Annotated in this window: 11 protein-coding genes; 4 read left to right on the top strand and 7 right to left on the bottom strand. The window is 69.8% G+C overall.

Features of this window, described 5'->3' with window-relative positions; genetic code table 11:
• Positions 1–44: 44 nt before the first annotated feature.
• The 3 genes from LTL01_RS14225 to LTL01_RS14215 are packed head-to-tail and all read right to left on the bottom strand — an operon-like array spanning position 45 to position 2,799.
• Positions 45–1,109, bottom strand: coding sequence for an alanine racemase (locus tag LTL01_RS14225; RefSeq protein WP_236969029.1), 1,065 nt, complete (start codon positions 1,107–1,109; stop codon positions 45–47).
• Positions 1,106–1,774, bottom strand: a complete 669-nt coding sequence (locus LTL01_RS14220) for an alanine racemase C-terminal domain-containing protein (protein WP_236969028.1) — start codon at positions 1,772–1,774, stop codon at positions 1,106–1,108. Before LTL01_RS14220 ends, LTL01_RS14225 begins: the two co-directional genes overlap by 4 nt.
• Entirely contained in the window at positions 1,771–2,799 is a 1,029-nt protein-coding gene (locus tag LTL01_RS14215; protein ID WP_236969027.1) for a sugar-transfer associated ATP-grasp domain-containing protein, read from the bottom strand. The genes LTL01_RS14220 and LTL01_RS14215 overlap by 4 nt, the downstream gene beginning before the upstream one ends.
• A gap of 75 nt (positions 2,800–2,874) precedes the next feature.
• Between LTL01_RS14215 and LTL01_RS14210 the strand changes: the two genes are divergently transcribed.
• Positions 2,875–3,909 (top strand): sugar-transfer associated ATP-grasp domain-containing protein, encoded by a 1,035-nt coding sequence (locus tag LTL01_RS14210; protein ID WP_236969026.1) that lies wholly within the window; start codon positions 2,875–2,877, stop codon positions 3,907–3,909.
• A 1-nt stretch (position 3,910) separates the two neighbouring features.
• Here LTL01_RS14210 and murJ read toward each other — a convergent pair whose 3' ends face one another.
• The 4 genes from murJ to LTL01_RS14190 form a co-directional block, all read right to left on the bottom strand.
• The gene (murJ, locus tag LTL01_RS14205; RefSeq protein ID WP_236969025.1) at positions 3,911–5,500 is read right to left on the bottom strand and encodes a murein biosynthesis integral membrane protein MurJ; all 1,590 of its coding nucleotides are present in this window, start codon (positions 5,498–5,500) and stop codon (positions 3,911–3,913) included.
• Positions 5,501–5,531: 31 nt separating this feature from the next.
• Positions 5,532–6,227: a coenzyme F420-0:L-glutamate ligase gene (locus LTL01_RS14200; RefSeq protein ID WP_236969024.1), complete on the bottom strand. Its 696-nt coding sequence runs from the start codon at positions 6,225–6,227 to the stop codon at positions 5,532–5,534.
• Positions 6,224–7,534 (bottom strand): RNA polymerase sigma factor, encoded by a 1,311-nt coding sequence (locus tag LTL01_RS14195; RefSeq protein ID WP_372461360.1) that lies wholly within the window; start codon positions 7,532–7,534, stop codon positions 6,224–6,226. The genes LTL01_RS14200 and LTL01_RS14195 overlap by 4 nt, the downstream gene beginning before the upstream one ends.
• A gap of 222 nt (positions 7,535–7,756) precedes the next feature.
• The gene (locus tag LTL01_RS14190) at positions 7,757–8,674 is read right to left on the bottom strand and encodes a proteasome assembly chaperone family protein (RefSeq protein ID WP_236969023.1); all 918 of its coding nucleotides are present in this window, start codon (positions 8,672–8,674) and stop codon (positions 7,757–7,759) included.
• 87 nt (positions 8,675–8,761) lie between these two features.
• Between LTL01_RS14190 and LTL01_RS14185 the strand changes: the two genes are divergently transcribed.
• The 3 genes from LTL01_RS14185 (at position 8,762) to sucB (ending at position 13,394) form a co-directional block, all read left to right on the top strand.
• Positions 8,762–10,237 (top strand): leucyl aminopeptidase, encoded by a 1,476-nt coding sequence (locus LTL01_RS14185; RefSeq protein WP_236969022.1) that lies wholly within the window; start codon positions 8,762–8,764, stop codon positions 10,235–10,237.
• A complete protein-coding gene (lpdA, locus tag LTL01_RS14180) occupies positions 10,234–11,607 on the top strand; it encodes a dihydrolipoyl dehydrogenase (protein ID WP_236969021.1) in 1,374 nt (457 codons plus the stop codon). The genes LTL01_RS14185 and lpdA overlap by 4 nt, the downstream gene beginning before the upstream one ends.
• 65 nt (positions 11,608–11,672) lie before the next feature.
• Positions 11,673–13,394: a 2-oxoglutarate dehydrogenase, E2 component, dihydrolipoamide succinyltransferase gene (gene sucB / locus LTL01_RS14175; RefSeq protein ID WP_236969020.1), complete on the top strand. Its 1,722-nt coding sequence runs from the start codon at positions 11,673–11,675 to the stop codon at positions 13,392–13,394.
• Positions 13,395–13,399 lie beyond the last annotated feature (5 nt).

Here is a 13,399-nt window from a genome sequence, read left to right as displayed (position 1 = left end):
CCGGCACCCCGCCGACACGAACGCGGGGCCCCACCGACGCCCGATCAGCTCTGCGGAGCAGATCGGGCGTCGTCGTCTTCGCGCCGCACCGCCGGCGAGAGTCGGACCGCGATCTCTTCGCCGATCGTGTCGAGGGCCTCGGCGAGATCCGTCGACGTCGGTTCCCCGTGCGAGCCCGAGCCGTAGATGACGACCTCATCCCCGATGGCCATTCCCAGCCACCCCGCCACGCGGGAGTCCTGCCCCACGCTCACGAGGCGTCGTGCACCTCCGGGGGTTCCCACGTTCACGCGGCCGGCGAGAGGAGAGGGCAGACCGTCGAAGACGCCGATGTCGACGATCGCGTCGTCGCCGTCGACGGCGATGACGGAGGCCGTGAGCGTGCCGATCGGTGTCAGACCCAGGTCGGCCGCGGAGGGCCCGCCCGCGGGTGCGATGCCGTAGCAGAAGGCGCCCACGCGCGTCATCTCGTAGCGGAACTCCGGCCTCGTGGTGCCGGCCGCGCTGGCCGCGAGGTGTCGAAGGGCGGGCGTGACGCCGGCCGCCCGCGCAACCTCGACGGCGTGATCGAATGCCGCCCGTGCGGCGTCGTCTTCGTCGTCGGAAGCCTCGGCGATGTGACTCCAGATGCCGACGACCTCGATGAGCCCGGCATCCTGAAGGGAACGCGCCCGCCCGACGGCGTCGGCCCAGTCCTCCGGGCGTATGCCGTTGCGGTGCAGCCCGGTGTCGATCTTGAGGTGCACACGGGCTCGCCGTGAGCGGGCCGCGGCGACCGCCGCGACATCCTCGAGGACATCCGCGTCTCCGACGCCGATGTCGGTGTCCAGCGTGAGAGCGTCACCGATCTCCTGTCGGCCGGGTACGAGCCAGACGAAGATGCGAGGACCGTCCCCCGCCGCGCGTCGGACCGCTGCGGCGGTGGCGACATCGAACGCGCCGAACCAGGACACGCCGAGCGCCGACGCGCGCGGGACGATGCGGGAGATCCCGTGCCCGTACGCGTCGTTCTTGACCACGAGCATGAGCTCCGCGGGCGCGAGGCCCGTCTGAACGCGGCGGATGTTGGCGTCCAGCGCGTGGAGGTCGACGATGAGGCGCGCGGTCATTCGATGATCCTCCGAGCGTGGGCGCCGACCGCGGCGGCGAGCTCTGCGACGTCCATTCCGGTGACCCGGCTCCACTCCCTCAGGGGTGGGTGACCCTCCGTCTCGTCTCCGAAGAACCACGCGGTTTCGCCGCGTGCGACGGCGGCGCCGGCGATGTCGACCACGCAGACGTCCATCGCCACACGCCCGAGGATGGGGCACGCCCGTCCCTCGATGCTCACGTGCGCGGCGCCACCGAGGGCACGGACGACTCCCTGGCCGTAACCACCGGAGATCAGCGCGACCCGGGTGTCCTGCGGTGCCCGGTACCGGTACCCGTAGGACACGCCCTCGCCGCGTCGCAGGACCTTGGTGCCGAGGACGGTGCCGCTCAGCCGCATGACGGGCGTCGTGGCACCGGCGAGCCCGTACAGCTGCCGGGCATCCACGAGATCATCCGCGTGCGCGCGTGCGTCGACGACGCGGATGCCGAGCTCGGCGAGGTCGGCGCCGGCGTCGGGGTCGGCGCGCACGGCGTGCAGGCCCAGGGGGCGCAACGCCGCCGCGACCGACGCGGTACCGTGCCCCCACGCGTCCCATCGGAGGTCCAGAACAGCGTCGGCGAGGGGTGCCCGCTGGGCGTTGTCGCGGAGCGCGTCGATCCGGATCCGTGCGACGGGGTTCATCGGCGCAGCGCAGACCCCATGGCGCGCTCGTGGCGGGGGCGCGATCCTTCACGGATGCCGGTGGCGCTCACCCTCGTCTCGTACAGGCCGGGCGTCCAGTTGCCCTCGATCAGGACGGGACCGTCCGGGCCCACGGCGACATCCCACCCGACGTAGGGCACCGCGGGGATCTGTCGGGCGGCGCGATCGACGAGGTCCAGGACCTGGTCCCACAGCGGGACCGCGAAGTCCACGATCGACATGTGCGAGTCGGGGTGCTCGAGGTAGCGGCTCTTGTGCTTGCCGGTGTGCCCGGGGCCGACCGAGTGGCCGTCGTCGTCGAGCATCGTGAAGAAGCCGCCCCAGGTGAACTGGTCGCTGACGGCTCCGCGGCCGAACTTCTGCACCATCACGAGCGGGTGCACCCGCTCACCGTCGAAGTACGTCGTGATCCGCGTCGTGTTGACCGTCCCTGCACAGTACGAGGACAGGTACGGATGCTGCACGATCGGCTGCTCGATGAGGATCTGCCCCTTCTCGACCAGCTCAGACCGGAAGGCATCCCAGTCCTCGACCTCGGCGGTGTCGTATCGGAAGACGCCCTTGCCCTCGCGGCTGACCGGAACCTTGGCGATGATCACCGGGTGCCGCCGCGCGAACTCGCGGAGGCCCGCGGCATCCGTCTCCTCCAGGGCGAGCCATTCACGCCCGAGGAACGGCTCGAACGCGCGGTTGAAGCGGATCTTGTCTTCGAGCGTCTTCGCGACCTCGCGGTCGTTCAGAGCGTTGGCCAGGTGGTGCTGCAGGAGCGAGGTCATGAACGTCGCGCGTTCGCGTCGATTCAGGAGCGCGAAGTCCGCCTCGTAGTAGTCGATGTACGCGGTGTCGCGGAAAGCCGCCGACCACAGCATGTCGACGAACACGGGGACCGCCCACCGACCCTGCTCCTGAGAGATCTGCCGCGCGAAGCCCCACACGCGACTCGGACGGAACGCGGTGGCGCGCTTGAAGAGGTAGCCCGCGCGGGCTTTCAGCGAGATGTCCATAGAAGGACTGATTATACGAGGGTGCGGCCGGTCGTCCCCCGAAGACGGCGGAGGGCGCTGTGTTAGCGTGAGGAGGTGTCACAGGTCTCCCTGCGCGTGCGCTATCTGCTCCAGCGGGCCCGGCGCCTGAACCTCGGAAACGTGACGGAGTTCGCCCGCCAATCGCAGCGTGTGTCGAGGGCACCGCTGCCCGTGATCGTCGCCGACATGCTCTGGTGCTCCGTGCGCTACGAGATGGGTTTCCGCGACTACGCGGTGTGGGACATCCGCACACTGAACCGCCGCGAACGCGCGACGTGGATGACGCATCCCAAGGCCATCCGACTGAACAACACCCTCAACGGACCGGACTCCGCCGCCTTGCTCGGCGACAAGCCGCGGTTCTACCTCGATTTCGCCGACATGGTCGGTCGGGAGTGGATCGATGTGGAGGATGCCGCGGTCGAGGACGTCTCGGCGTTCCTCGAACGGCATCCCCGGGTCCTCGTCAAGCCGGCCCGCGGCGAGGGCGGGCGGGGCATCTCCGCGTTCGACGCGTCCGAGATCACGGATGTCGCCGCCTGGCGGGCGCGGTTGATCGACGAGGGCGGCACGCTCGTCGAAGAGATCCTGCCCCAGCACGAGCGCCTGTCGGAGCTGTACGGCGGGAGCGTGAACACTCTGCGGATCATCACCTATCGCGCACCCGATGACACCTTCCACGTCATCGCCTCGGTGCTGCGCATCGGCAACGGCGGCGTCGTCGACAACTTCGCCGGTGGGGGCATGTTCACGATGCTGGACGACCAGGGCGTGGCCCGGTGGGCCGGGGTGGACAAGAACTCCCAGGTCTTCGAGCGGCATCCGGTGACCGGGGTGGAGATCGCCGGCTTCGCCGTGCCCTTCTACGCCGAGGCGCTCGCGATGGTCGAGCAGGCTGCTCGGCGCCTGCCGTCCGTGCCGTATGTCGGGTGGGACGTCGCCATCACGCCGTCCGGTCCCGCGCTCATCGAGGCGAACCACAATTCCAGCGTGTTCCAGATGAAGCCGAGCGTCTCGGGGATCCGCACCGGCCTGCTCTCGCGGTACCGCGATGCGGTCGGCGCCGGCGTCCTGGATCGACGGGGCTGACTCAGCGAGAGAACCGCGACCGGACCATGCCGATCGCCGTCGCGAGCTCCGGGGTGCGGAGGGCGGCGAGGATGCCGAGATAGACCAGCGCGCTCACCGCGCAGATGAGGAACGTCCCCGCGGCCGCGGCGAAGACGTTCGCGAGCATCCATCCCGTCGCGCCTCCGGACCACACGTACACACCGAACCCCAGCGCGCACGCGGGGACCGCGGCGAGCACGAAGCGCAGAAGCGCCAACGTGGGACGACGGAGCCCGAGCGGACCGAGCTTCCTGCGGAGCAGCCAGATGGCCAGCAGGAGTTCGATGATCCCGCAGAGGGTCTGCACCGCCGCCACCGACGCCGTCAGGTGCTCGCGCGGCACGGTGGCGACCGCGGTGATCGTCAGCGCGACGACGAGGATCCCCTGGGCGAGGGTGAAGAAGAACGGCGTGCGCGTGTCGCCGTAGGCGTAGAAGGTGCGCTGGATGATGAACAGGACGGCCATGGGGATGAGACCGAACAGGAAGGCGACGAGCACGGGCGCGGCGAGGAGGGCGTCGACGGCGGCGTTGGTGAAGATCCGCGACGCCGGCACGGCCGCGGCGATCAGGGCGGCGGCGGCGATCACGACGAACAGCCCGAGGGTGCGGATGGCTGCGGAGATGTCTTCGCGGAGGGCCACGTCGCGCTGGGCGGCGGCGTGCTCGGCGATCCGGGTGAAATAGGGCGTTCCGATCGACAGGACGATCAGGGCGTACGGCACCATGTACACCAGCCAGGCGTTGCCCCAGACCGTCACCGAGACGTTGTCACCGGAGGCTTCGGACATCGCCCGCACCTGGACGATCCCGGCGAAGAGGGTCACCAGGACCATGCCGAAGGTCCAGGAGGCGAGCGCGCCCATGCCGCCGAATCCGACGCCGCGCCAACGGAAGTCGGGCTTGAGCGGGATGCCGGATCGGCGCCAGACGATCGCGAGGACGACGGCCTGCACCACGATCCCCAGCGTCGCCGTCCCGCCGATCAGCGCGACCGCGGTGGGAGTCCACCCGACCAGATCGCTCCGATCGCTGCCGAAGACGACGATGAAGGCGCCGAATCCGATGATCGACACGATGTTGTTCAGCACCGGCGCCCACGCGTACGGCGCGAAGATGCGCCGTGCGTTCAAGCTCTCCCCCATGAGGGCGAACATGCCGTAGAAGAAGATCTGCGGGAGGCACCAGTAGGCGAAGGCGGTGGAGAGCGCGCGCTGCTCGTCGGAGAAGCCGTTGGCGAGCACCCAGATGAGCCACGGCGCGAGCAGCATCGACACGACGGTCGCGAGCATCAGGATGCTCGCCCCGGCCGTGAGGAGCTTCGGCAGGAACACGCGGCCGCCGTCCGCCTGGGCGCTCACCGCGACGACCCGGGGGACGATCACACCGGTCAGCAGTCCCGTGGAGATGAGCGTGAGCACCGTGTTCGGCAACTGGTTGGCGACGTAGAAGGCGTCGCCCGCCGCGTACACGCCGATGGCGCTGACCAGCACGACCGTGCGGACGAGTCCGGTCAGACGCGAGGCGAGCGTGCCGGCGGCGATGAGGGAGGTCGCGCGTGCGAGGTTCATCGTGGAGGTGGCAGTGCGGCGATCGGGACGGTCAGGCGGCGCGGACGATTCCCAGCGGCGTGGACTGGTGGCCCTGGCCGAGGGGGTTGTCCTTCAGGATCGCCAGCAGACGACGCTCGGTCGCTTTGTCCACGGTCGAGCCGAGGATGTTCCCGCCGAGGTCGTTGATGTCGACGACGGCGACCTCGCAGACCGATCCGAGAAGCGCCTTCAGGCGTTGCGCCACGTCGCGGGGCCGTTCGGGTCCGAGGACCACGGCCTTGTTGTAGGGCGGGATGGTGCCGCTGGTGGGGCCGTCGATGGCGCGGGCCCTGTCGCCGGCGATCCGGTAGAAGTCGCCCTTACGCCCGAACGCCTTCGTCACCGCGGAGACGGCGGCGGCGAGGAGGATGCGGGGAGTCCCGCACTCACGCAACGCCATCTCCATCGTCTCGGGCATCCCGAGACCGATGCCGTAGGGCGTGCGGGTGACGTACTTGGACAGGAACAGCGCGAGACGTCGAGGCTGGATCTCCTCGACGAGGTAGGACCGCCCCTGCGTGATCGCGACGATCTTCTCCGTCACGAAGAGCAGATCCCCCGCCCGCACCTGATCAGCCGCGTACTCGCGGATGAACGCGTCCAGGTCATCACCCGGCATCACGACCCGTGTGCGGATCGGGATGCGCGAGAAGGACGCGCCCTCGAGCGTGACCGTGAGCGCCTTGCCGTCGTTCGCCTCGCTCACTCGAGGTAATCCCGCAGCGACTGCGACCGTGACGGATGCCGGAGCTTGGCCATCGTCTTCGACTCGATCTGGCGGATCCGCTCGCGGGTGACCCCGAACGTGTCGCCGATCTGGTCGAGGGTCTTGGGCTGACCGTCGCCGAGGCCGAAGCGCATGCGGATCACGCCCGCCTCGCGCTCGGACAGCGAATCCAGGAGCGACTCGAGCTGACGCTGCAGCATCGTGAAGCCGACCGCATCGGCGGGCACAACCGCCTCGGTGTCTTCGATGAGGTCACCGAATTCGCTGTCGCCGTCCTCGCCGAGGGGCGTGTGCAGCGAGATCGGCTCGCGGCCGTACTTCTGCACCTCGATGACCTTCTCGGGCGTCATGTCGAGTTCGCGGCTGAGCTCTTCGGGCGTGGGTTCGCGACCGAGGTCCTGCAGCATCTGGCGCTGCACCCGGGCGAGCTTGTTGATGACTTCCACCATGTGCACCGGGATGCGGATGGTGCGGGCCTGGTCGGCCATGGCGCGCGTGATGGCCTGTCGGATCCACCACGTGGCGTAGGTCGAGAACTTGAAGCCCTTGGTGTAGTCGAACTTCTCGACGGCACGGATGAGGCCCAGGTTGCCTTCCTGGATCAGATCGAGGAACTGCATGCCGCGGCCGGTGTATCGCTTGGCGAGCGACACGACCAGGCGGAGGTTCGCGCCGAGCAGGTGGCTCTTGGCGCGCTGGCCGTCACGGGCCACCCACTGCAGATCGAGTCCGAGCTGCGACGACTTCTCGGCCGCCGACATCTGCGACAGCTTCTCCTCGGCGAACAGGCCCGCCTCGATGCGCATCGCAAGCTCGACCTCTTCGGCCGCGTTGAGCAGCGGAACCTTGCCGATCTGCTTCAGGTAGTCCTTGACGGGGTCGGCGGTGGCGCCGGTGATCTGCGTCGAGTAGACGGGGATGTCGTCCTCATCGCTGGTCGAGATGACGATGGCCCCGGTGGGCAGAGGTTCGGCGGCGGCGGGCTTGGTGTTGCTCTCGTCGTCGTCGTCACCGTCGGACTTCTTCTTCGCCGCAGTGTCGTCCGAGGCGTCGTCGTCGGAGCTGTCGTCGTCGGCGTCGATCTCGACGTCATCGTCGACCTCGTCGTCCTCTTCCGGCTCTTCCGCTGCGGCCGCCTTCTTCGGTGCCGCCTTCTTCTTGGTCGCCGTGGATGCGGCACGCTTCTTGGGCGACGCCTTCGGGGTCGTCGTCACCTTCTCGGCCTCGTCCAGCTCCGTGTCCGTCGCTGCGGTCGGGGCCGCTGTGGTCTTCGTCCCTGAGGTCACGTTTCGCCTTTCACCGGAGCGCGTCGGGCGATGCCCTCCGGGAGATTTCGGACACTAGTAAGACCCTTGTCAAGTCCCCGAGATGTGAAGGACGGGCCTGCACACGGGGTGACAATGGGTCGAGAACTCCAATTGTCTCATACTCGCCGCACGCATCCGCACGAAGCGGCTGGCGGGGCGCTCTTCTCCCAACGCCTCGGCACGGACCGGCATTCCCCGGCGTCAGCCGCGCTTGTCGTCGTCCGGCGGCCGCGTCGCGAGGAAGCGCTCCAACTCCGCGGCGAGCTCGTCTGCGCTCGGCAGGTCGCCCGTGTGGATCATCGGCGTCGCCTGCGTCGCCCCGGCCATGTAGGCGTCGTAGCGCTCTTCGAGCGTGTGGATCATCCGCGACAGCTCGTCGCTGCCCTCGACCTGGTCCTCGACCTTCGACAGATACTCCTTGTTCTCGTCCCGGAGGTCCTCGCCCGCGAACATCAGGCCGGTGGCGACGGTGAGGCTGTCCAGTGCCGCGAGGGCCGCCGCCGGGTAGTCGGTGTCCCCGAGGTAGTGCGGGACGAGCAGGACGAACCCGGACACGCGCGCGCCCGTCGCCGCGAACCGGTACTCGAGAAGGTGGCCTGCCGTCGACGGCACCTGTGTCTGCGGTTGCCAGACCGAGTGGGCTTTCGTGAGGTCGGTGCGCGTGCCGCTCACCGTCGTGCCGATCGGCCGCGTGTGGGGTACCGGCATCGGGATGGCGTGCACCCAGGTGACGGTGGACGCGCCGTACTCGTCGGCGAGGGCGACCACGGCGTCGGCGAACGCGTCCCACGCGAAGTCCGGCTCGTAGCCGGCAAGGAGGAGGAAGGGCGTGCCGAGGGCGTCGTGTGCGAGCGAGAGCTCCAGCCGGGGCATCCGGAACTCCGACAGGTGATCGCGGTCGAACGTGATGATGGGACGGCGCGCGCGGTAGTCCAGGAGGACGTCGTTGGTGAACTGCACCATCGGCACGGGGTTCGCCTCGTCTCGGAAGTACTGCACCAGACGGCTCACCGCGTTGCCGGCGTCTGTGAAACCGGTGAGGGCGATCACGAGGGGGATCCCCCGGGGGACGGGCGGGGCGGAGGCCGACCGCTCGTACAGGGGTGCGTTCAACGGCATGGCTCCATGCTACGAGCCGAGGTGCGCCCGAGGGGCTGTCGGCCTGCCGCTGAGGGCGAACACGTCGGGGTACCTAGGATGGAGCGCATGTCGTTTCCCGTCGTCGCGCACCGATCCACTCCCGTTCGAGACACGGACGCCGATGCGGTCCTCCTCCTCCTGCCGCCGTCGTCGAGCTGGACGCCGGACGCGGAGCAGTGGCCCGGTCTGTCCGACGCCCTCGAGGCGGTCGGCTTCACCGGCGCGAAGGGCGCGTTCCAGCGGGTGTACGTGCCGACGCTCGGCCCTCTCCCCGTCGCCGTCGTCGGGACCGGGCCCGCTCCGGGGATCTCGGCACTGAGGGAAGCGGCGGGCACCGGCATCCGTCAGCTCGTCGGTTTCGCGCACGTCGCCGTGCACGCCCCGGCTGCCGCCCCGGAGACCTGGCCGGCGATCGCCGAAGGGGCGGGGCTCGGCGGCTACCGCTTCGACGGCTACAAGAGCGAGGCGCCGAAGCCCCGCGCGTCCCGTGTCAGCGTCCACACGTCCGCCCCCGAAGACGCCGCCGCCCTCGCCCGCGCCGAGGCCCTCGCCGGAGCGGTGGCCGTGGTCAAGGACCTCGTCTCCATCCCTGCCGACCGTCTCGGACCGGCCGACGTCGCCGAGCGGTCGGGCGATCTGCTTCAGGGGCTCGATGTGACCGTCGAGGTGCTCGACGAGGTCGCCCTCGAGGACGGTGGATACGGCGGAATCCTGGGTGTGGGCCGAGGCTCGGACCGTCCCCCCCGACTCGTGCGGGTCGACTACGCGCCCGCGGACGCGACGCGCCACGTCGCCGTCGTCGGAAAGGGCATCACGTTCGACACCGGCGGTCTCTCGTTGAAGCCCCCCGCCTCGATGGTGGGGATGAAGTACGACATGTGCGGCGCCGCCACCGCGCTGGCCGTGGTGCGTGCGGCGGCCCAGCTCCAGCTTCCCGTGCGCGTGAGCGCGTGGCTGTGTCTGGCCGAGAACATGCCGTCCGGGCGCGCGACACGACCCGGCGATGTCCTGCGCATGCTCGACGGCACGACCGTGGAGGTCCTCAACACGGATGCCGAGGGACGCCTCGTGCTCGCGGACGGGCTCGTCGCAGCGAGCCGCGAGCACCCCGACCTCCTCGTCGACGTCGCGACGCTCACCGGTGCCATCACGATCGCGCTGGGCAACCGGCACATCGGGGTCATGGGCGAGGACGACGCGGTCGCGTCGTTCCTCGACGCGGCTGCCGACGAAGGTGAGCTCGCGTGGGCACTCCCCCTGCCCGACCACATGGTCGAGGAGCTCGACTCCCCGATCGCCGATCTCCAGAACGCCAAGGTCGGCGACCCCGCCGGCGGGTCGCTCTTCGCGGGGCTGTTCCTCCGTCACTTCGTCGGAACCGTCGGCGAGGGTGACGAGGCGCGTCGGATCCCGTGGGTGCACCTCGACATCGCGGGCGTCGGCATGAACAAGGGCGGCGGCCACGGCTTCACCGACAAGGGCGCCACCGGGGCGAGCGTGCGCAGCATCATCCGCCTGATCGAAGCGCAGGCCGCCCGATGAGCGAGCACGTCTTCGACGCGGTCGTGCTCGGCGGTGGCAGCGGAGGCTACGCCGCCGCCATCCGGCTGTCCGAGCTCGGACGCTCCGTCGCCCTCATCGAGAAGGACAAGGTCGGCGGGACGTGCCTGCACCGCGGGTGCGTCCCGACCAAGGCGCTGCTGCACGTCGCGGAGGTCGCCGACGTCGCGCGGGATGCGGCATCCGTCGGCGTCATCGCCGAGGTGCAGGGTCTCGACCCCGACCGGATGCGTGCCTATCGGGAGGGGATCGTCGCCAAGAAGCACCAGGGTCTCCAGGGCCTGCTGGCCGCGCGCGGGATCACGGTCGTCGCGGGCGAAGGGACGCTCGTCTCCGGTCCGGCGGTCGCGGTCGGAGACGACCTCTATCGCGGGACCGATGTCATCGTCGCGACCGGCTCGTACTCGCGCACGCTTCCCGGTGTCGAGGTGGGGGGACGGATCCTCACGAGCGAGACCGCGCTGGAGCTCCCGGAAGTGCCGCGTCGGGTGATCGTCCTCGGCGGCGGCGTCATCGGTGTCGAGTTCGCCTCGCTGTGGCGCTCCCTCGGCGTCGACGTCGTCATCGTCGAGGCGCTGGACCACCTCGTCCCCAATGAGGATCCCGCCCTCAGCAAGGGTCTGGAGCGTGCGTTCCGCAAGCGTGGGATCGTGTCGCACCTCGGCGCGCGCGTCGCGGGTGTGGACTCCTCGGCCGACGAGGTTTCGGTGCGCCTCGAGAACGGCACGTCGCTCACCGCCGACTACCTGCTCGTCGCGGTCGGACGAGGGCCGGCGACCGCCGGCCTCGGGCTGGAGGAGGCCGGGGTCGCTCTCGATCGTGGATTCGTCGTCACCGACGATCGCCTGCGGACGGATGCCGCGCATGTCTGGGCCGTCGGGGACATCGTGGCCGGGCTCCAGCTCGCACATCGCTCCTTCCAGCAGGGTGTCTTCGTCGCCGAGGAGATCGCGGGCCTCGATCCCGTCATCATCCCCGAGGCGCAGATCCCCCGCGTGACCTACTCCCACCCCGAGGTCGCCTCTGTCGGCCTCACGGAGGCGCAGGCGGCCGACGCGCACGGACGAGACCGCGTCGCCGCGTACGAGTACAACCTCGCGGGGAACGCCAAGAGCGAGATCATCGGCACAGGCGGCGTCGCCAAGGTCGTCCGGATCGTGGACGGGCCCATCGTCGGCGTCCACCTCGTCGGAGACCGCGTGGGTGAGCTCATCAGCGAGGGGCAGCTCGCCGTCGGCTGGGAGGCCCACCCCGAGGACATCGCTCCGTTCGTGCACGCACACCCCACCCAGAGCGAAGCGCTGGGCGAGGCCTTCCTCGCTCTCGCCGGAAAACCCCTGCACGCGCTCTGACCATTCCGGCACCAACCCATCACTAAGCTAAGAACGACATCAGGAATCCTGAAGGAGACAAGCCCATGAGCACTTCCGTGGTCCTCCCCGCGCTCGGAGAGAGCGTCACCGAGGGAACGGTCACCCGCTGGCTGAAGCAGGTCGGCGACACCGTCGAGACCGACGAAGGTCTGCTCGAGATCTCGACCGACAAGGTCGACACCGAGATCCCCTCCCCCGTCAGCGGGGTCATCGAGGAGATCCTCGTCCAGGAGGACGAGACGGTGGAGGTTGGAGCTGTCCTCGCGAAGATCGGCGACGGATCCGGTGCACCCGCCGGCGACGCCGCGCCGGAATCCGTGCCCGACGAAGCCGCAGCACCCGCCGCCGAGGCTGAGCCCGCCGAGCAGGCGCCCGCGGAGACCGCGCCCGAGCCGGCCGCCGCGCCGGCCGCGTCGGGTGGCAAGGACGTCGTCCTCCCCGAGCTCGGTGAGAGCGTGACCGAGGGTACCGTCACACGCTGGCTGAAGCAGGTGGGCGACGATGTCGCCGTGGACGAGCCGCTCCTGGAGATCTCCACCGACAAGGTCGACACCGAGATCCCCTCGCCCTTCGCCGGCACGCTTCAGGAGATCCTGGTCCAGGAGGACGAGACCGTCGAGGTCGGTGCCGCACTGGCCCGCATCGGTGACGGCGCCCCCGCCGAGGCCGCGCCGCAGCCCGAGTCCGCGCCGGCCGCAGAGGCCGCACCGGCCGCAGAGGACGCGCCCGCACAGGAGCCGGAGCCCGAGAAGGCGCCCGCGCCCGCACAGGAGCCCGAGAAGGCGCCCGCGCCCGCTCCGGAGCCCGCCTCGGTCCAGGAACCGGCCCCCGCCGCCGGCGTCGCGTCTTCCGCGGACGACGCGACGCCGTACGTGACGCCCCTCGTGCGTCGACTCGCTCAGCAGCAGGGCGTTGACCTCACGCAGGTCACCGGCACCGGTGTCGGCGGCCGCATCCGCAAGGAGGACGTCCTGAAGGCTGCCGAGGCCCCCGCGGCGTCGGCGCCCGAGACGGCTGCCGCCCCGGCCCGTCGCGAGCCCGTCGTCTCCGAACTGCGCGGGACGACCCAGCCCATGTCGCGACTTCGGAAGGTGATCGCCGAGCGTGCCGTGGCGTCGATGCAGGCGACCGCGCAGCTGACCACCGTGGTCGAGGTCGACGTGACGCGCCTGTCGGCGTTCCGCGATGCGGTCAAGGCGGACTTCCACTCCAAGACCGGCGACAAGCTGTCCTTCCTGCCCTTCTTCGCGGTGGCCGCCGTCGAGGCGCTCCAGCAGTTCCCGATCATCAACGCGACGGTCGACGGCAATGACATCGTCTACCCGGCCATGGAGAACATCTCCATCGCCGTGGACACCGAGCGTGGGCTCCTGACGCCGGTCGTCAAGGACGCCGGGGGGAAGAACCTCGCCCAGTTCGCGCGTGAGATCGCCGATCTGGCCGCCCGGACGCGCGACAACAAGCTGAAGCCGGACGAGTTGGCCGGGGGGACGTTCACTCTCACCAACACCGGTTCGCGCGGTGCCCTGTTCGACACTCCGATCGTCTTCCTGCCGCAGTCGGCGATCCTCGGTCTCGGGGCCGTGGTGAAGAAGCCGGGCGTCGTCACGGTGGATGGGAAGGACGCGATCTCGGTCCGGTCCTACGTCTATCTCGCATTGTCCTACGATCACCGCATCATCGACGGTGCCGACGCCGCGCGCTTCCTCGGCGCCGTCAAGGCGCGTCTCGAAGCGGCGGAGTTCGAGGCCGATCTCGGGATCTGATCCGC

This window comes from Microbacterium aurantiacum (genome assembly GCF_021654035.1).
Taxonomy (GTDB): Bacteria; Actinomycetota; Actinomycetes; order Actinomycetales; family Microbacteriaceae; genus Microbacterium; species Microbacterium aurantiacum.
This window is presented reverse-complemented; position numbering and strand designations above follow the sequence as displayed.